Source organism: Schaalia odontolytica, from assembly GCF_024584435.1.
Taxonomy (GTDB): Bacteria; Actinomycetota; Actinomycetes; order Actinomycetales; family Actinomycetaceae; genus Pauljensenia.
On the sequence record NZ_CP102197.1, the window covers coordinates 1,630,422 to 1,648,831 of the forward strand.

At 65.4% G+C, this 18,410-nt stretch carries 12 protein-coding genes, 3 tRNA genes, 1 pseudogene and 1 CRISPR repeat array; of the genes and pseudogenes, 4 read left to right on the forward strand and 12 right to left on the reverse strand.

Annotated features, from left to right (window positions below; genetic code table 11):
* Window positions 1-535: 535 nt before the first annotated feature.
* From NQK35_RS07235 to NQK35_RS07245, 3 genes are all read right to left on the reverse strand, one after another.
* Window positions 536-1,396 (reverse strand): EamA family transporter, encoded by an 861-nt coding sequence (locus tag NQK35_RS07235; protein ID WP_257113715.1) that lies wholly within the window; start codon window positions 1,394-1,396, stop codon window positions 536-538.
* Window positions 1,393-1,797 carry a peptide-methionine (R)-S-oxide reductase MsrB gene (msrB, locus tag NQK35_RS07240; protein ID WP_009213049.1) on the reverse strand — a complete coding sequence of 135 codons (405 nt, stop codon included), beginning with the start codon at window positions 1,795-1,797 and terminating at the stop codon, window positions 1,393-1,395. Before msrB ends, NQK35_RS07235 begins: the two co-directional genes overlap by 4 nt.
* A 115-nt stretch (window positions 1,798-1,912) precedes the next feature.
* Window positions 1,913-4,993 carry a mechanosensitive ion channel domain-containing protein gene (locus NQK35_RS07245; protein ID WP_257113716.1) on the reverse strand — a complete coding sequence of 1,027 codons (3,081 nt, stop codon included), beginning with the start codon at window positions 4,991-4,993 and terminating at the stop codon, window positions 1,913-1,915.
* 170 nt (window positions 4,994-5,163) lie between these two features.
* Between NQK35_RS07245 and NQK35_RS07250 the strand changes: the two genes are divergently transcribed.
* The 3 genes from NQK35_RS07250 to NQK35_RS07260 all read left to right on the forward strand — a co-directional run bounded on the left by NQK35_RS07250 (window position 5,164) and on the right by NQK35_RS07260 (window position 5,467).
* Window positions 5,164-5,239: transfer RNA gene (locus NQK35_RS07250), tRNA-Glu, on the forward strand.
* Window positions 5,240-5,289: 50 nt separating this feature from the next.
* Window positions 5,290-5,363 (forward strand) — tRNA-Asp (locus NQK35_RS07255).
* Window positions 5,364-5,391: 28 nt separating this feature from the next.
* Window positions 5,392-5,467, forward strand: a tRNA-Phe gene (locus NQK35_RS07260).
* A 339-nt stretch (window positions 5,468-5,806) separates the two neighbouring features.
* Here the strand turns inward: NQK35_RS07260 and NQK35_RS07265 are convergent.
* Complete coding sequence (locus tag NQK35_RS07265; protein ID WP_257113717.1) at window positions 5,807-6,097, reverse strand: hypothetical protein; 291 nt, start codon at window positions 6,095-6,097, stop codon at window positions 5,807-5,809.
* A 626-nt stretch (window positions 6,098-6,723) separates the two neighbouring features.
* Here NQK35_RS07265 and NQK35_RS07270 point away from each other — a divergent pair.
* A complete protein-coding gene (locus NQK35_RS07270) occupies window positions 6,724-6,885 on the forward strand; it encodes a hypothetical protein (protein ID WP_153232448.1) in 162 nt (53 codons plus the stop codon).
* A gap of 124 nt (window positions 6,886-7,009) precedes the next feature.
* Window positions 7,010-8,988: direct repeats of the CRISPR family, unit length 28 nt; unit sequence GGCTCATCCCCGCTCGCGCGGGGAAAAC.
* Between the two features lie 56 nt (window positions 8,989-9,044).
* On the opposite strand, the pseudogene NQK35_RS10650 reads toward NQK35_RS07270, so the two are convergent.
* From NQK35_RS10650 to cas3, 8 genes and pseudogenes are all read right to left on the reverse strand, one after another.
* Window positions 9,045-9,089 (reverse strand): annotated as a pseudogene (locus NQK35_RS10650) (hypothetical protein); the annotation flags it as partial.
* A gap of 59 nt (window positions 9,090-9,148) precedes the next feature.
* Entirely contained in the window at window positions 9,149-10,111 is a 963-nt protein-coding gene (gene cas1e, locus NQK35_RS07285) for a type I-E CRISPR-associated endonuclease Cas1e (protein WP_257113719.1), read from the reverse strand.
* On the reverse strand, window positions 10,108-10,869 hold the full coding sequence (gene cas6e / locus NQK35_RS07290; protein ID WP_257113720.1) for a type I-E CRISPR-associated protein Cas6/Cse3/CasE: 762 nt from the start codon (window positions 10,867-10,869) through the stop codon (window positions 10,108-10,110). The genes cas1e and cas6e overlap by 4 nt, the downstream gene beginning before the upstream one ends.
* Complete coding sequence (cas5e, locus tag NQK35_RS07295; protein WP_257113721.1) at window positions 10,869-11,597, reverse strand: type I-E CRISPR-associated protein Cas5/CasD; 729 nt, start codon at window positions 11,595-11,597, stop codon at window positions 10,869-10,871. The genes cas6e and cas5e overlap by 1 nt, the downstream gene beginning before the upstream one ends.
* Complete coding sequence (cas7e, locus tag NQK35_RS07300; RefSeq protein WP_257113722.1) at window positions 11,594-12,718, reverse strand: type I-E CRISPR-associated protein Cas7/Cse4/CasC; 1,125 nt, start codon at window positions 12,716-12,718, stop codon at window positions 11,594-11,596. Before cas7e ends, cas5e begins: the two co-directional genes overlap by 4 nt.
* Before the next feature lie 48 nt (window positions 12,719-12,766).
* The gene (casB, locus tag NQK35_RS07305) at window positions 12,767-13,417 is read right to left on the reverse strand and encodes a type I-E CRISPR-associated protein Cse2/CasB (RefSeq protein ID WP_257113723.1); all 651 of its coding nucleotides are present in this window, start codon (window positions 13,415-13,417) and stop codon (window positions 12,767-12,769) included.
* Window positions 13,414-15,084 carry a type I-E CRISPR-associated protein Cse1/CasA gene (casA, locus tag NQK35_RS07310; protein WP_257113724.1) on the reverse strand — a complete coding sequence of 557 codons (1,671 nt, stop codon included), beginning with the start codon at window positions 15,082-15,084 and terminating at the stop codon, window positions 13,414-13,416. Before casA ends, casB begins: the two co-directional genes overlap by 4 nt.
* Entirely contained in the window at window positions 15,071-18,073 is a 3,003-nt protein-coding gene (gene cas3 / locus NQK35_RS07315; RefSeq protein WP_373567030.1) for a CRISPR-associated helicase Cas3', read from the reverse strand. Before cas3 ends, casA begins: the two co-directional genes overlap by 14 nt.
* Between the last annotated feature and the right edge of the window lie 337 nt (window positions 18,074-18,410).

Sequence of the window (18,410 nt, forward strand, 5' to 3'; positions counted from 1 at the left end):
CAGGAGGAACTCACACTCCAACTCAGCGCGTAACCCAACCCGAAGGACACAAAACGAGTACACCACTCCACAGCGCTTGACCACACCTCGGAAGGTTGACGTGCCCAAGTCTTGTTACAAACGTCGTCAATCCGCAGCAATATCAGTCCTTCTCCGCACCTGGATGTTACAAACGTCGTCATTCACGCCTGAAATCACCTAGTTTCGGCTGTTTTGTCGGCAGATTGACGACGTTTGTAACACAAAGCGCTAAACCTCCTTTGAAAAGGGGGTGGTTTGACGACGTTTGTAACAAAACAAGGCGTACAAAGAAGACCACGTATCCATCAGCACCGAGCAGGCCCCGTTGATGCGCACATCAGATGCACGCATGCTCCAGCATTATGCACGCGCTAAATTCTGACACCGCGCAGATCGCCTACTCGTTCTGGATAGGTTACTAATCCAGAACGCAATCCCCTATCGGGATCGTCGCAACCTATACAGTACGCGCGCCTCATTGCTATATGCCCACTCAGCGCCCTTTGCTCGGTCCCTACGCGCGCGAGGCCAGCCAGACCGCAACCGACACCAGGACCAGGCCGATCAACTCGAATACGCCGGGAATCTGCCGCAGCATGACGGCCCCGACCAGGGCAGACGTGGCTGGCAGGATAGCGGCGAACAGCGCGAAGGTCGACGCGGCCAGGCGTCGCATCGCGAGCGCCTCGAAAGTGTAGGGAATCGCGGTGGACAGCAGACCCACGCCGATAACGATCGCGATCAGCTTCCACGAGACCGTGGCCGCGATCGCGCCCGGCCCAAGGACGGGCGCGAAAAACAGGGTGCCCCACGCGCAACCGAGCGCCAGGTTCGTCACCCCGTCACGCGTGGTCGATGCCTTCTGCCCGACGACGATGTAGGCCGACCAGGCGAGGGCCGCCAGGAGGATCCAGGCGACGCCGACGCGCACACTCGGCACGCTCAGGTCGAGGGCGAGCCCGCCGATGCACGCAACGCCCGCGAACGCGAGAACCGCGGCGATGCGCGGCCGCCAGCCACGGCCTCGGATGACGGCGACGGCGACGGGGCCGATGAACTCGATGGACACGGCGGTTCCCAGGGGGATGCGCGCGATCGACTCGTAGAACGATGAGTTCATGGTCACGATGATGACGCCGAAGAGCGCGGAGACCACCAGGTCGGAGCGCGTGAGGCCACCCCGCCAGGGGCGTTTCCAGGCGAGGAGAACGACCGCGCCGGTCAGGACGCGCCACCACGCGACGGAGGCCGGTTCGACGGAGGCGAAGGCGATGACCGCGAGCGCCGCGCCCACGTACTGGATGAGGCCGGAGCCGACGATGTAGAGCTGGGGCGGGATACGGTCGGTGACGGGACGCGGAGCGGGCGCGCTCACTGGGCCGGGGCGAAGGTGAGAGCCGCGGAGTTCATGCAGTAGCGCATGCCGGTGGGTTGTCCCGGGGCGTCCGGGAAAACGTGGCCGAGGTGGGAGCCACACGTCGCGCAGCGCACCTCGGTTCGTGTCATGCCGTGGCTCGTGTCAACGCGCTCGGTGGTGGCGCCTTCGTGGGCTTGGAAGAAGGAGGGCCAGCCGCAGGCCGAGTCGAACTTTGTGTCGGAATCGAAGAGCGCGGATCCGCAGGCGGCGCACGAGTAGGTGCCGACCCGGGACTCGTCGAGGAGCTCGCCGGTGAAGGGACGCTCAGTGCCAGCTTCGCGCAGCACGTGGTAGCGCATGGGGCTGAGGAGTCTCTTCCATTCGGCGTCGGTACGGGCGGCGGGGTCGGTGTTGCTCATGCTCCCATTGTCCCGCGCCGCCCGCGCCTGCGCATGTTTCGCGCGCCGGCACGGGCGGCGTGGTTTCCTCGAGCGGGCCTCGCGGGCGAGGCCATCGCCCGCTCACCGGTCCCCGTCACTCGTTGGTGGCGGGCTTTGCGCTGGAGGTCTTCTGGCCGCTCTTCTTTGTGGCGGTGTTCTTCTTCGCGGTGCCCTTCTTTGCCGGGGCCTTCTTCGCGGTGCTCTTTTTCGCCGCGCTCTTCTTGGCCGGGGCCTTCGCGGCGGCCGAGGTCTTCTTTGTCGGTGTTTTCGCACCGCTCCCCTTCGCCGGGTCCGCTTTCTTGGCGGCTCCCTTGCTGGCGCCCGACTTCTTGGCCGGGGTCTTGCGGGCAGACGCCGCGTTGCCGGGGGGTTGCCGATCCGCCGACGCGGGGATGATGAGCGTGTCGTCGAGGGCGGGTTGTTCCTCCGGGGCTTGCTGGCCGTCGAGGGCGGGCATGGTCCGGGTGGTGTCGAGCGCGGGGAGGACCTCAGTGGAGTCGGCGGCGCGCTCATCCTTGGGGGTAGCCGCATCCGGTTCCTCCGAGGAAGCGGCGTCGGCGTCGGACGCACTCTCGGCCTCGGCGAGGGCGCTGCTGGCCTCCTCTCGCGCCCCGGCCTGCGCCTCCTCAGGGGAGGCGGCGCCGACGGGGCGAGCCTCCTCGTGCGGCTCCTCAGCGGGGGAGGCCTCGGCCCGCAGGGCCTCGGCGACGCGCTCACCGGGGGCCGGGGAGGGGAAGAAGTCCATGATGGACACGCGCTGCGGCGTGATCCTCGGCGTGGGGCGCGTTTCGGCGTCCAGGCGCGCCTCCTCGGCGACTGCGTACCAGCCGGGGTGAACGTCGGGCTGGTCGGCGTCCTCGGCCTCGTCTCGTGACGCGGCCATCTCGGCGGGCGTGGGGGCGGGCGGAGGGACGAGGGCGGGGCTGAGCGCCTGCACCGTGTCCGTCATGACGGGGCGGCCGGTGCGCTCGGGCGGGGGCACCTGGACGGGGTGCTTGACGGAGGTTTCGCGCGCGGGAATCGGCGTGGTCTCCTGCTGGTCCGGCGAGGTCGGCGCCTGGGGCGAGGCATCGACCGTCTCCTCGCCGCTCTCGTCCGCAGGTCCGGCCTGGTGGGGCGCGCCGTCCCTCTCGGAGGCCCTTGTCGAGGACTCGTCGACGCCATCCTCCGGCTCGGCGGAGGCGTCCCGCGTCGCGGGGACGGATTCGGGCGCGGACGGCTGTGCTCGGAGGGCCTCCGCGGCGGAGCCGGTCTCGTCGCCGACCGTCTCTTCTGCGCCGATCGCCGCCTCGGGATCGCTTTCGTCTGCGGGCGCGGCCTGATCGGTCACGGCGTCGTTCGCGGGAGCCAGAGCGGCGTTCTCGTTGCCCTCGCGTTCGCATGGCTCCCCGCTCGCGGCCGCGGCGTCGGCATCGACGGGTTCGACGCCGACCGCGGCGAGCGCGGTCGTCACCTCGGGATCGAGGGCGGCGCGGCCGCCTCTACCCTCTCGACGGTCGCGGGCCCGGCGTGAATCGGCCTCGCGCTCGGCGTATGCCTCCTCGCCGGGGCCTTCCAGGGCGGCGGCGCGTTCGTCGGCGTCCGCTGACCCCGAGAAGAAGCGCTCACCCCGGCCGACGGCAGGCGCGGGCCGGGTCTGGGCGGCCTGCTGGGCGGGCCTGGCAGCAGCCTCAATGATCTTGCGCAGCGCGGACTTGGAGAGGACCTGTGTTTCATCCGGCGAGTGGCCACCTTCGGCGAGGGCACGCTGGCGGTCGGCCATGGCGCGCCGGCGGGCTCGCTTCGCTTTGCGGCGAGCGGCAACCATGCGTGCGGCGTGGGCGGCATCGTGGAGGACTCCTGCCTGCGGGTCGTTCTCCGCAGCACCGGGTGCCGCGGACGCCGCCCCGCCGGTGGCGGATTCGGCCGTTGCGCGCCCGTCTCCTCGCGAGGGGGCACCAGTGGTGGGCGCGGACTCGTTCACGCCGGAGATTCCGGCGAGCTCGGAGGCCAGACGCGCGATGCGTTCGCGACTGTTGTCGTATTCGACGGTGACCGTCTTGCGGGGTTCGATGCGTTGCGCGGGGCGCGCCCACGGCTCTTCGGTGACGATCCACGCGATGAGCTGTTCGCGCAGGTAGGCGCGCAAGTCCGACAGGGCGCCCGAGTGCTTGGCCGAGACGAGGACCCGCACCGTGACCGTGTACTCGTCGGAGTCAGTGATCTGGACGCCCCAGGTGCGCCCGTCCCACAGGTCGGTGGCGTCCAGGAGGTTCTCGACCTTGGCGCGGATCAGGCTCATCGGGGCGGTCCAGTCAAGCTTGAGTTCGACCGTCCCCAGCTGGGCGGCGGCGCGGCGCGTCCAGTTCTCGAAGGGCGTGGTGGTGAAGTAGCGGCACGGAACGATGAGGCGTCGCTCGTCCCAGATGCGCACCACGACGTAGGACAGGGTGATCTCCTCGACGGAGCCGGTTTCCTGCTTGTCGCCGGCGACGACGACATCGCCGACACGGATCGCATCGGTGAAGGCCAACTGGAGGCCGGCGAAGACGTTGCCGAGGGTCTGCTGTGCCGCGAGGCCAACGATGACGGAAAGGAGGCCAGCCGACGCGAGGAGGGTGGTCATCGCTTGGCGGGCCGCCTCGAAGGTGCCGATGATGGCCACGATGCCGACGCCAACGATGATGGATTGGGTCAGCCTGCGAAAGACCTGCGCCTGCGTTTCGAAGCGGCGCGAGCGCCCCTTGTCGGCCGACTGGCGAGCCTTTGCGGCGTCCTCGAACACCCAGGCGGCCGCGTACGCCATCCAGGTCAGGAAGGCCAGACCGACGACGAGGAGGATGTGCATAAGAAAGGTGGTGACCGAGGTGCCCTCCCAGTCGGAGAGGCCGGGGTTGACCAGGGCGATCCCCTCGCCCACCCAGGCTCCCCAGGCGGCGAAGGTGAAGTAGGCGGGCTGGTGTATCCGTCTCAAGATCGACGAGGCGGTGGCCGACTTGGCGAGTGCCTTACGCCCCAGGGCGGATAGGACGACCGAAACGACGACGCCGACGATGGCGCCGAGAATCGGGCCGAGGATGAGGAGCGTGATGTCGATGGTGGTCACGACCGCTACCTCGGCCCCGGACTGTGGGCTTGCGACCACCTGCGTGAGCGAGGAGGAGGCTTGCACAAAGGGGCCAAGTGCTGATGTCATAGTCATACGGTTAAGCGTAGGTCCGCTACCTGGTTAAATCCTGGACGTTCCACGAGAACCCAACCTTATCAGGTAATGTGTCAGGCGTCACGCCTCCCCGTTTTGACGTGAGGGGCCGGTTCTGCCTAAGCTAACTCCCGTCTTCGGACGCCAGTTCGACGGCCAAGCAGGCCCCCATCGTCTAGCGGCCTAGGACACCGCCCTTTCACGGCGGCGACACGGGTTCGAATCCCGTTGGGGGTACCAGCCGGTCGCGCGCGTGAACGGCATAACTCAATAGGTCTTACCTGTTGTAAGGCCCCGTAGCGCAGTTGGTTAGCGCGCCGCCCTGTCACGGCGGAGGTCGCGGGTTCAAGTCCCGTCGGGGTCGCCGACCAGACCGTTTCGGTTCAGGTCTTGGCTCTGTAGCTCAGTTGGTAGAGCGTTCGACTGAAAATCGAAAGGTCACCGGATCGACGCCGGTCGGAGCCACCAGTTAGCCCCGAAGCTCACGCTTCGGGGCTTTTTGTTGCGCCGAGATCGAGGCCGCCGGCACGTCGCCACCCCCACCACGTCAGACCGATTCACCACTCCTCGTCGACGTCGGCGCCATCACAATCGTTGCGGATTATAGGATGCTGCACCCGTTGGGGGGCGCTGCACCCGTTGGGGGACGCTGCACCCGTTGGGGGGCGTTGCACCCGTTGGGGGGCGTTGCACCCGTTAGGGGACGCTGCACCCGTTGGGGGACGCTGCACCCGTTGGGGGGCGTTGCACCCGATCAGAAGGGGTGTTATGCATACCGATCGGGTGTAGTGCCGGTGTGAACGAGGCTCACCGCGGTCGCGCGCCGAAAGTCGCGCGCAAAGCGAGGGGCCGCCGCTCAAGCGACGACCATCCCGAGCGAAGGTGCTCGAAGGCAGCCGGCAACAGTTCGGGACGCGTCTTGATCGCCCCCGTGGCGGAGTCATCGTCGGCGGCGTCCAGCCCGAAGCTGACGTCGCGGATCGTAGCCGTCCATTCAGCAAAGCACAGCTCGCAGGTTCCCGAGTTCACCTCCCGCCGATACGCGCTGCCAACCTTGGCGATCCAAGGGCGGATCGCCACTACTTCTCCCGTGCTCACGTTTCCCTCTTGTGGCCGAGATTGTGCGAACCGGCAACCATACGCCCACGACGCCCACCGACGCAACTAGATCCCTACGGGATTCCCTTCCGCTAGTGCGGCGTGACGGGCACACGCCTTTGCCGGTCTCCCCTGTCTGCTCCGGTTGTGGAGGGCGAACGGGTGGCACTCGATCGTAATGGTCTGCATGTTGGGCTCATCCCCGCTCACGCGAGGAAAACCAGATCCGCACTGCTATCGAGATCAAGGTCAGTAGAGCCGACGCCAGGCGCGAGACGTGGGCGAAGGTTCGCCCCCGGAAGCGTGTCACACACCGATTCTTGTACGCCGTACCCGCCGGTCTCCTCGACACAAGCCCAGTCATTGACGTATCAATCGGCATCGTCTGGGTACATGCCGACGGATCAATTGAGTGGCGACGCAAGTGCAAAATCAACCACATGCCCGAACCACTCCCCGGCCTGGTCGTCGAAAACATCGCCCACCGCGCCTCAGCATACGCAATCAAGTAGCAACGACAAGCAAATTGTGATACTGTCACCCATGAAGTGGGTGAAGTTTGTCCCAAGCTTGACACACATGCTATTTTCATGTTGACAGCACCACCCGCCATGCTAGGAGCAACGATGCCCCGCACAAAACGCATCACCCTCGATATCCGCACGAAGAGCGGCGCGCGGAAACTCGCCGCCCTCGTCGCCGACGGCTGGGTCATTATCAGCGAGCACAAGCGTGGCCTGCTCGAGTGGAAGCCCGGCCAGGTTGACTACGTGCTCACCAAGAAGTGATCACTCGCGCGTCCAGCGCTTGATGGCTCGCTGGTAGGCGTTGTACGCCGCCTGCCAAGTCAACCCCGTGGCCAGACAAATGTCCGCCCATGGGACGCGCGCTTCGTACGCGGCGACGATGAGTGGCTCATCTCCGCTCACGCGGGGAAAACGATGTCGCGTTCGATGGAATGAGTGACCTCACGGGATCATCCCCGCTCACGCGGGGAAAACGCCGCGATGAGGCTTACCTCATCCATGGGATGAGGCTCATCCCCGCTCGCGCGGGGAAAACGTGGCATCCGTCGGGGGATGCGTCTGAACTGCCGGCTCATCCCCGCTCGCGCGGGGAAAACCACTTGCTCACCGCGAACCAGGACGGCGCGACCGGCTCATCCCCGCTCGCGCGGGGAAAACGTATCCACACCTATCATGCTCTCAATCTGGCTCGGCTCATCCCCGCTCGCGCGGGGAAAACTTGAGAACCCTGTTTCCTCAAAGTTGAAGGATCGGCTCATCCCCGCTCGCGCGGGGAAAACTTGAGAACCCTGTTTCCTCAAAGTTGAAGGATCGGCTCATCCCCGCTCGCGCGGGGAAAACGGCTCAACCTCGAAACGAACGACGCCCTGAAGCGGCTCATCCCCGCTCGCGCGGGGAAAACTCCGCCCGCCTCGCCGTCGCGGTCGATCATGAGGGCTCATCCCCGCTCGCGCGGGGAAAACAGGAGAACCCCACGGCACGCTCCTGTTTGACTAGGCTCATCCCCGCTCGCGCGGGGAAAACAGGAAACCCTGACGGATCATCCTGAGGATCCACGGCTCATCCCCGCTCGCGCGGGGAAAACAGGAAACCCTGACGGATCATCCTGAGGATCCACGGCTCATCCCCGCTCGCGCGGGGAAAACGGGTCGAGGCTGTCGGCGAGGGCGAGCCAGTCGGGCTCATCCCCGCTCGCGCGGGGAAAACGGAGGCGTCTTCTACGAGACCGGCGAGCCGGTCGGCTCATCCCCGCTCGCGCGGGGAAAACGCCAGACTCCCCGCCCGGCCCTTCCCTATCTAGGGCTCATCCCCGCTCGCGCGGGGAAAACAACGCCGTGAGATAGAAGTTCGCCTCGGCGTGCGGCTCATCCCCGCTCGCGCGGGGAAAACCTCGTCCTCGGCTTCGGCGAGCGCGCGCGGTGGCTCATCCCCGCTCGCGCGGGGAAAACTGTGTCCTTGCGGGGCTGGTGTGCGGGCGGGCGGGCTCATCCCCGCTCACGCGGGGAAAACCGGCGGTATCGACGATGACCGCTACTCGGTCCCGGCTCATCCCCGCTCGCGCGGGGAAAACAAGTCGGTTTTTCTGACTGGCCTTGAACGGGCCGGCTCATCCCCGCTCGCGCGGGGAAAACGTCTGGGGGCTTAATCGGGGCGCGCGTCGTGAGGGCTCATCCCCGCTCGCGCGGGGAAAACGCGGCGGCGGCGGGGTCGACGCCGTCGGCGAGGGGCTCATCCCCGCTCGCGCGGGGAAAACAGGTGCAAAACCAACGGTGCAAAATGCCGACGGGGCTCATCCCCGCTCGCGCGGGGAAAACAGGTCGACTGCGGCGCATGGGGTGGGGGGTTACGGCTCATCCCCGCTCACGCGGGGAAAACGCACGACACCCAGATGTAATCGATGCCACGCCGGGCTCATCCCCGCTCACGCGGGGAAAACTACGGAACTGACCGTCGGTGCTATTAACCCTGGGGCTCATCCCCGCTCACGCGGGGAAAACCGCACAACGTCACGCAAGGGCGTTTTAAGCCCAGGCTCATCCCCGCTCACGCGGGGAAAACGCCGAGGATCGCCAGGCGGCCCTCAATAAGATGGGCTCATCCCCGCTCACGCGGGGAAAACACCCGATCGCCCTGGGCGCTCGCTCAGCGAAGCGGCTCATCCCCGCTCACGCGGGGAAAACGGGCGGCCCGCTCGGTCGACGCATCGTCGAGCAGGCTCATCCCCGCTCACGCGGGGAAAACTGATCTCCACCGTTATCGGCGTCATCTCTGGCAGGCTCATCCCCGCTCACGCGGGGAAAACCCTCGACAAGCGCCTCCTCACACCCGCCGGCATCGGCTCATCCCCGCTCGCGCGGGGAAAACACGGCACGGCCGGTCTTCATGTTTTCGGTGACGATAGCCCACAGGCGTTCACGCACTCGAGCACTGAGGGTGCCTACGAACACTCCTGGCGATATCTCCATGAGCCACCGGGTGACGTGCCCGCGCAAACCCTCGGGGACGGCCGAAAGGACGAGCACGATCACCAGGAGTCACTCTCCTCGTAGGAGACGCCCGCAGCCACCGTGCCCTCCCGGTCGTCCCACAATCGCAGGTCGTCGACGATTAGATCCTCCTCGTCTTGCGCCTCCAAGGCACCGGACACGGAGAGCAGTCCCCTAATGTCTGAGACGCATCGTTCCAGGAGCCGGAACTCTCGGATAGCATCACGGACGGCTTTGCGAGCGGAGGTACCCACGGCCTCGTCTGTCGGCGACGCGGCCACGTCGAAGGCGATCGGGATGGTCAGGTCTGCCTTGTACAGGTCTGCGATGTCATACACGAAAGACCTATACGTGCCGTTGTGCACGAACCCCAGGCCCGGGCTGCAGCCCAGCGCGACGATCACCGCGTGAACGACCCCGTAGATCGCCGAGTTGGCCGCCGACAGCGCCTGGTTGACGACCGAGCCGTCCTCGAAGTGTTCGGGGTCGTACTCACGCCGGTCCCAGGGAACCCCGGTGCGCTGTGAATGCTGCCGGTACAGCCGACGCACCCGCGCACCCTCTCGTCCCCTCAGCTGCTGCAGGCTCAGCTTGGACACGTCCTCGCCCGAAAAACGCATCAGGTACATGTTGCGGGCGACTGAGAGCCTCATCGCGGGGTCGCTGACCGCACGCGCCTGCGCCTCCAGAAGACGAGAGGAACGCGAGGGCGGCGTGCCGTGCGCGTAGTAGCGCACCCCGTTCTCGCCGACCCACACGATGGTTGAGCCGCTCTCGGAGAGGACCGACACCGCCGAGTGCGTGATCCGGACCCCCGGCCCCAGCAGCAGCACGGACAGCGCCGCCGCTGGGACGTGGGCGATGCCATGCCCGTCGGCCACGGTGATCGCGTTCGAGTCGCGGTTGATCGTGCACCGCTCGACGTACAGGAACGTCAGGCGGTCGCGGACGCGCACCAGGTCTTTCGGGTCTGGTGGCCTCACCCCGGGGATGGGTCTCATGGCCGGGCGAGGGTCATGAGGCCGCATCCGTAGGCTTTTCCTCTGCCGATCCCATGGACGAGGTGGCGGCGCAGCGCCTCGGGCTCCGTCACTTCGAGGACGCCTTCGAAGGTTGCGAGCGCCAGGGTCACGCGCTTCCCACCGCGGCTAAACTCGGCGGTACTCCGCTCCACCCCGTTGATCAGCAGGTTCGCTCCGTCGACGCGCTGACCGACCGAGTCCTCCAGGACGGGCAGGTCTCCCCCGTACTCGGCGGAGGAAACCACCCGGAAGCCGCAACGCCCCGCACGGTCCAGGACCCACTGCGTCTGCTGGTCCTGGGTAACGTGCGCGAGAACCTTCTTCTGGCCGCGCCCGTTGACCTGGCCGGCTTCCCTGAATGTGGGGTTGACGCACAGGCGGAAACCCCAGCGTTGACCGGCCTCAAGCCGGTCGAGGAAGCCATCCAGCTCGCGGACGACGACTCCCCCATCGGTTGCGTAACCGGCCTCCTCGACAATGTGCGAGGGGTCGGGAGGAACCGGGCTCGAGACGAAAAGCGCGTACGACGGACTTCCCACTTGAGGACTGCCTTCACGGCTCGCCCGCCGTACGTCGGCGGGGCGGTCCAGGCGCCAGAGCACCCGGGGTGCCTCGCTCGCGTCGACGGCCCCTGGAGGGAAACAGTTTAAGACGGCCGCGTGCAGGATCTGACGGCTCCGAAGGAGCCGCCTCGCTCCCCTGCGATGCGGGTTGAGGTAGATGCGTGTCAGGAACATCAGAGCACCTCCATCGGGTCGTGGACGAGGCCGGGGTCGCCCTGAGGGGTTGCAGGCACGTACTCGGGGTTCTCCAGGTCGACTCTCGTCTCCTCGACGGTCCTCAGCGTGTACCTGCGGTGCTCCGAATCGAAGCTGACCGGCACATCCTGAAGAGTGTGTTCGGAGGAGGCACCCACCTCGGTCGGGATGATTCCTTGATCTGCGACGACACGAATCGGAACGCACCGCTCGTGGCTCAGCTTCTTCTGGTAGTACTTGGAAGCCAACCAAGGTGTTTCGCGGACGGCATCCCACGCACTGCTCTCGCGGACGGCGAGACGAAGCGGCAATGTCGGAGGACACGAGCGTCGCCCGAGATAGAGGGGGAACGCGGGGCGCGTGATCGCCCGGGCAAGCCCGTCGATCAGTTCCCCGGGTCCCTCGATGAATGCGCCGAATGTAGCATCCGCCCAGTAGAAGCGCTCGGACAACGGCATCGGCGTGTCCCCCCTGTGGGCCGTGTGGAAGTCGCGGAGCAAGTGCCCCGGCTGGTCGACCCGCACCGCGACGCGAAGCTTGGCCAGGTCCTCAATCGGATCGCTGCGCCTCCGGCCCTGCGCCGCTGCGAGCAGACCGACCAGCGCACTTTTCGTGGGAAAAGCCTCCGTCGACCTGCGCGTGAACCGACTGGTGGCCCCCCACGACTGCATGGGGCCAGCCAGTCTCAAGACGAGTACCGCGCTCATCGCGTTCCCCGCACCGCTTCCACGGTTGCCCCGCCGAGGTCGACAAGCTTTACCTGGCTGCCCAGCGCTCCGAAGTCCGCTCCACGAGGCGTGGTCCACGAAACGAGAGATCTGACGGCGTCAAGGCCGGTGAGGTCACGAAGCTGGGACTCGAACTCGACGAAACGCTCAACCGCCGGGCCAGCAAAGCCGCTTCGGTCCGAAACGATGGGTTCCTCAAAGGCCCCGCTCATGTTGATCGGCTGGTCGGCGCGCACCTGGACGAGGACCGCGTCGGGCAGGGTGCGGTTCCCGAAGGTGGTGATCTTGCCGGTCGGCATGGAGCGCACGAAGCTGTCCACGAAGAGTTCGATCGCGCGGTCGGCGACGGCATCATCCCCGAGATTCTCGCGCAGCAGGTCCACGTTGATCGTCGCGTAGCGGTACACCGTGGCCGAGGCGAACTCGATCGTACCGATCATTCCCGCTCCCTCATCGGCCTCGTCGCTGCGCTTCTTCTCGTCGTCCACGGCCGTGTAGTAGTCGTACTCGCGCTCGACCGCCCCAACGCCGATCGCGTGGGCGACCTGGCAGGCGGCGTCGACGTTGAGGGCGTTCGGTTCTGCGACCATGCGCCCAAACAGTGCGATGTCGATGGAGTGGTTTGTATCAACCAAGCCGCGAGGCTTGAGTTCTTTGAAGGCCGCCGCGGGATCGGACTGCTCAGCGACCGAGATCAGCGCGTCAGCGACGTGCTCGATCTGCTTGGCCGACAGGAAGACGAGGAACCCAGCTTCCTTCAGCTCCTGTTCGGTCTTCTTACCGCGCGGCTCGGTGAGCTTGAAACCGATCGCCTTCAGACCCATCTCAGCGAGTTCAACTGCCCGAGGTTCCAGGTCCGGACGCTTCTCCCCGATCGTGCGGGCGACCAGCTCGACGATCTTCTTGGTGCGCACCCCGTAGTTGCCGTCCGAAATCTTCCCCTCAAAGTCCTGGCGGGTCGCGCGCTTAATTGCCTGCGAGGAGATACGCATGCGACTCACGCCTCCAAAGGTCGCGCTCTTGGGCGCGCCGGTGTCGTCCCTGTTCGGGTTCGAGGGGGGGAGGGTCTGGAGAACGTGGATATCAACGAAGACAGACATTGTCTTTCCTTTCACTTGCTGTTTGTGATCGTGTTGCCGCGTCCGATGTCACTTATCAGACGCTGTTTCGGATTGGATCGGTTGAGAGGTTCGGGCGAATTGGCGGCCCCAGTCGCGCATGACGGAGGCGCGACGGCTCGGGTCCTGCCAGGTGAAGAGGTCGGCGGCGAGGCCCGCGTAACTGCAGGGAATCTCCGCGGCCTCGAGCTGGGAGACGAGCGAGCGCAGGTGGATCAGCAGCCCCGCGAACGTCGGGGCCTGAACCGCCGCGGCGAAGCGTCGGTAGACCGGTGTTTCCTCTGCGCGCCGCTCCCCTCGCTGTCCCTCCGCGACGACGCGGATAGCCGAAGCAAAACTTCGAGGGTGCGGGGAGCTGTCGTGCATGGGCCTCGAGTTTGATCCCTGGTGCAGCGCCCATAGGGTGAGCGCACCGTGGACGGCGTTTTCCCCCCGCGTGGGTGCGTCGCCCAAATAACCCGAGCGGTCGTCAAGTGTCAGGTCCCATATCTCCGGGACCGTCCCGACTTCCCTACCGAGTGCTCCGCGCAGCTGTGCGCGTTGCGCACGAGCCGCTGGACTATCCTTCGACAGCCTGTGGACGATCAGGCCATTGACACGACCGTAAACGGACGTGTCGGAGGCCAGTCCCCGAGTTTCTTGATCCGGAGGAGTCTCCGGATCAGCAACAATGCTGGTCATTTCGTTCCTTCCTGTTTGCTATCCGGGTTCGGCACGATCCTTTCCAGTGCCGACTTGAAGTAGTTTTCGGCGATGCCGACGTTGAGGTATCCCCTACCGGTATCCCGTCCGATAATCGCCGATGAGGACGCGGAAGCGACGAGTTCCTGAGACAGGTCTTTGCCGCACTGACGTAGAGTCCGCTTCCAGTTCCGTCCAACTTCTTCCGCGTCTCGGTGGCCGTCTACCTGCGTGACCCAGCTTCTGAAAGGGTCGTCGACAACGGAGAAGAACCGGGCTTTCGCTCGATCTCTCGCACCGTCACCCGCGCCTTCGCCGCTCTCCCCCGCGGCGCGGGCGAGATTCGCCGCGAGCGTCCCGATGGCTCTTGCGACTTCCTCGGTGAGCCGCACCTGTTGGTCAATCAAGGTCGACAGTCTTTCTTGTTCGGCGCGCATGGCCGCGACAGACAGCGTGAGTTCGTCGGAGTAGATGTCCTCAAAGGTCGCTTCCTGAGGACCGTATGTGACGCCGACGGCCTGAATCCTCATGTGTGTCGGGTAGCTCGACTCCAGCATTGCTTCCTTGAGTTGAGAATGAAAACTCAGGGTCGCGCACTGCATGAATTCCGGCTTCGGCTGTTTGTCGTGCCCCGGCACCTCGGCGACGGTGGGCAGAGTGCCGGGCAGGTTGCGCCACAGGGCTCGTCCCGCCTCGAACTTACGAGGCATGTAGACGTCCTGCTTGAACTTCTTGGACTGGGGAAGCGAGTAGCGCCACAAGCTCTGCGGCTCGTAACGATGCATTTGCTGGGGAGCCAGCTTGTCTCCCTGGGCAAGGACGACTCCCGTCACCCCGGCGCGGTCGCCGACCAGCCTGATTCTGCGAGAATGCCACGTCAAGAGGCGGGGAATGCTCAGCTCCCTGGGGGTTCCCGCCGGGTCGAGGAGCGAGTAATCCCCCCGCACCGCGCTTTCGGGTTCGCTTGACTCCCAGCTGCATGCCTCCCACTGGGAGGTACTCTCAACTCCCCGCAGCTCGCCCGTATCCTCGGGAATGAGGTTGAGAAGCAGGGTTTCGCCAAGGTTCCTTCCCTTGATCCAGACGATGCCCAAGTGGCCGCACCACGCGGGGCCGATCGGATATCCTTTCCCACCTTTGACCTGCGTGTCGCCGACTGCGCCGGACCGGATACCTGAGGGGTCGTACGCCTGGGCGTGCACGAGCCAGCGAGCCGCTTCCGCCGCAGAGATGCACGCTATGGCTTTCCCCTGCCGGGTGGTGAAGAACTGTTCCCCGTTGGGAACGTCAGCTATTAGCTTCTCCAACCCGGATACTGAGTCTTTCGCCGTGCGCAGATCGGCTACCTGCATGAAGGGATAGCGCCCCCCAAAGAGGTAGAAGCGGTCCCGCCACTTCTCGAGGTAGTCGATCATCTCCTCGGTGGGGGCTCCCTCCGCAAACTGCTCAAGCCATTCCTCCTCGTCGCAGGGGGCGGCGACCCGGTACGCGACCGCGAGGATCAGGCGTTGGATCGCAATGCTTTGCGTGGGTAGCTCGCACGCCAGGTCAGCGATGTCAGTCGCTCGACGCACCAGGTCGAGCAGCCCGACTTCGATGATGGCCCCGTCGAGGAGCCGGACGGGTATCCACGGATCGTCGAGCAGGTTGTACTCAGGGCTGTTCATTGGTCCAGATCTCCATTCCTTTTTCTGGGGAGTAGGTCAGGGTGCGTCCGCACAGGTCGCGTCTCAGACGCGTCCCGTCGGGGCTTCGATACATTGCGAGAATTAGTTCTCCTGCCAGGAGTGGGTGCTCGCTGCACGCCCACCCCCGGGGGATGGGGTCTTCCCAGATGGCTTGTGCCACTTCATCCACCGTCTGGTCGACGCTCTGCCCGCGAGCGCGGAAGGCCCACGGTGGCAGGGATACGCTCCACGAGCACATCTCGGGGATGCGTCCGCGCGCGTTGTACTCGCCGACTTCCAGATGCTGGTCTTGCGGCGTGGTTCCACTAAGCGGGGGCGGCACCGGCGCGTTACCCAGCTCGGGGTCGAGGGCGACGACGAGGACGGGGATCTGGTCTTCGCCGTCTCGGATTGCGGCTCGTGCCAAGGCGATTGCGGGCCCGTATTTGTCGTCTCCGGTGGCGGCGTTACCCTGGAATTTCTCCTCGAGTTTGGGTGCTTTCCACCGGGGGATGTTAGCCCCGTCAAGGCACCAGATGCTCGCTTTCATCCGTGACTGTGCGTTTTTCTGGTCTCTTGCTGCCAGTGCTTCTTCGAGGGCGCTCGCCCACTGCGGGGGTCCGACGGTTTCCGTGTCCTGGTAGGCCAACGCCGTGAGCCGCGCGTAGTCGATGGGTTCGCTGACCGTGATCTGTCCTTGATCGGCGAGTATTCCGAGCATCCGCAGTACCGAGTGGCGCGAGTAGACGTAGTCGGTCCCGCTGGAGTACGACCAGGGAGTGGCGGCCAGGTCCTCTACGAGGACGAGGCACCGGGCCTCGCGCAGCCCCGCGGGGCGGTTGCCCCGATCGTGGCGGTGGAGTCGCCCGATGCGCTGTAGCACGAGGTCCATGGGAGCGGGATCGGTGAGCATGAGGTCGAAGTCGACATCGAGGCTCTGTTCGATGACTTGTGTGGCGACGACGATGTGGCGGGCGGGCCGCCGCCCGCCGTCCTTCCCGAAGAGCTCGAGCATCCGTCGATCGCGCGCCGCACGTTCGGCGGCTAGGAAGCGCGAGTGAAGAAGCGTCGTCTGGTCGCGACCGAAAACCTTCTTGACGGCGTCGTATGTTTCCTGGGCTTCACGGACGGTGTTGCGTATGACGACCGCGCACCCTCCGTCACCCAGCTCAAGCTCAAGCAGCTCGGCGATCTCCTCGGGGGTTTGCACCCGAGTCGGGATGATCCGCTTAGTCGCCTCCGGCTCGCCCTCAATCTCGTGAACGCGTACGCCACCCGAAGACACCGTCGAGATCACGGGGTACCCAATCACGTCATCCGCCAACCCTGCGGTGTCGGACGCGGAACCGCGACCGCGTCGATAGGCCTCAAGGAGTGCCCGTCGGCGCGCGGGCGGCAGGGTGGCCGAGAGCAGGACGACCGGGATCCCGTACATGCCGAGCCACATGAGCGCGGCTTCCAGGTAGGTCTCCATGTACTCGTCGGCTGCGTGCACCTCGTCGATGACGACGACCTTTCCCATGAGGCCGAGGTGGCGCACCAGCACGTGGCGGGATCTGAGGGCGGCCAGAAGCACCTGGTCGATCGTGCCCACCACGACGGGCGACAGGGTCGAACGCCATCTCTGCCCCATCCATCGGCTCGCATGCAGACCCATGTCCTCTTCGTCGTCGTGCACTTCGAGGGGGCTGGTGCCTTTGTCGAGTAGTTTCATGAACGAGTCGTTCAGGCTGTTCTTGCCGTGGGCGAGCTGGATGCCGAGCCTTTGAGGCTCGTCGCCGAGGATGCTGGTGAGCCAGCCGACGACGCGCTCGAACATTGCATTCGTTGTGGCCTGCGTTGGCAGCGCGATGAAAACTCCTTGCAGCCCGCGAGCGCGCATGAGTACTTCGGTGGCGGCCAGGGCCAGTTCGGTCTTCCCGGAGCCCGGTGGGGCTTCGACGATCATCAGGTCCGGATCCTCGGCGGCGGCGATCTCGATGGCTGCCCGCTGGGCGTTCGTCGGCTGGTACGAGGCCGGCCACCCGAAGCGGTGCCGGTAGAAATCCCCGATCGATTGGGGGAGCATCGTGGGGACCCGCAGAGGCCCTGGGAAGGCGGCTCTCTTCCAGCCGCGTTCGGCGCGCTCTCGTTGTTGGTCGGCGCTCAGTTCTGGGTAGCCGTGAATCGATAGCTTGCCATGCTTCTTGTCGGGGCGGGGACGCAGTGGGAAGTAGTCCTCGTTGGAGGCCAGCCAGTCGGCGATGACGAGGGCCGAGGCGTAGGCCGATGCGACCGCGATAGGGAGTTCGGGCAGGGCGGTGCCGGGAGCGTTGAGGGGGAAGCCGCTGCGGCGAGCCATCCAGCTCAGAATTTCCGCACGCGCCTGCGCCCAGCGTTCGTCATCTTTCGCGGATCCTTCCTGATAGTCGTACTGTTGGTGTGCGACTCGCACGGCAACTGAGTCGGGGTATCGGCCGTGGTGGATCCCCAAGAGGATCGCCCACTGTCGGGCACGTCTCGCATTGGCGCCCCCGCGAGCGATCTCGTCTTGGAGGGCAAACTGGCTGACGAGGCCGTGAGGCAGGTAGGCGCGCTCGGGATAGTCGCTTTTGCGCATGACGGTGAGTCCCTGGTCTCGGACGAGATCCGCCAGGTCGGAGCGCTGGCATGCGAATTGGGGACTGACTTTTCCTGCGTCGTGACTACCGGCAAGGAAGACGAAGGCCGTCCGAGCCTTTTCCTGATCCCCGTTCCACACGGACGCCATGAGCTGACGATGATGATCGCTCAGGTATTCGTCGAACAGGTATCCCGCGACGTCTGCGGCGTCCATCAGATGCTGAGCGACCGAGAGCCAGGTCTGATCATTGCCGCTCTTGGCCCAAAAGCTCCTGGCCAACTCGGATAGCTGCGACGCATCCATTTCTGGCTGGACATCGGGAAAATCGGGGAGATCCGCGACCACCCGCAACGCGGGTACTGGACCACCCTTGGGTTTTCTGGCCATTTTTCCTCCTTGAATCAAAACCATCTTCGAAGGAGCCAAATCGCGCTAACATGAACGAAACCGGTTACTCAGAAAATGTTGAGCTCGACAACCCCGACGGAATCGCCGCCGACCCATCGGGGTTGATGGGTTAACCATAACATTCAATTCACTCTTATACAATACATGTTTCAAATTACCGTCGCGAACGGCCGCTGGAAGCGGGACACAGCAAAGAAAATCCCCGCTTTCGCGGGGAAAACGTCCTCCTGATGCACTACATGGGCTCATCCCCGTAGGGGGGAACATTGCGACGGCCGTGGCCGCCGCGAGCGCTCGCAGGACCCTACCAACGTAT

Bases quoted from the DNA above. Each gene is read 5' to 3' on its own strand.
- cas3 (WP_373567030.1), bottom strand. From the start codon at position 18,073: ATGGCCAGAAAACCCAAGGGTGGTCCAGTACCCGCGTTGCGGGTGGTC.
- NQK35_RS07270 (WP_153232448.1), top strand. From the start codon at position 6,724: ATGCCCCGCACAAAACGCATCACCCTCGATATCCGCACGAAGAGCGGC.
- casA (WP_257113724.1), bottom strand. From the start codon at position 15,084: ATGAACAGCCCTGAGTACAACCTGCTCGACGATCCGTGGATACCCGTC.
- cas5e (WP_257113721.1), bottom strand. From the start codon at position 11,597: ATGAGCGCGGTACTCGTCTTGAGACTGGCTGGCCCCATGCAGTCGTGG.
- cas1e (WP_257113719.1), bottom strand. From the start codon at position 10,111: ATGAGACCCATCCCCGGGGTGAGGCCACCAGACCCGAAAGACCTGGTG.
- casB (WP_257113723.1), bottom strand. From the start codon at position 13,417: ATGACCAGCATTGTTGCTGATCCGGAGACTCCTCCGGATCAAGAAACT.
- NQK35_RS07245 (WP_257113716.1), bottom strand. From the start codon at position 4,993: ATGACATCAGCACTTGGCCCCTTTGTGCAAGCCTCCTCCTCGCTCACG.
- cas6e (WP_257113720.1), bottom strand. From the start codon at position 10,869: ATGTTCCTGACACGCATCTACCTCAACCCGCATCGCAGGGGAGCGAGG.
- msrB (WP_009213049.1), bottom strand. From the start codon at position 1,797: ATGAGCAACACCGACCCCGCCGCCCGTACCGACGCCGAATGGAAGAGA.
- cas7e (WP_257113722.1), bottom strand. From the start codon at position 12,718: ATGTCTGTCTTCGTTGATATCCACGTTCTCCAGACCCTCCCCCCCTCG.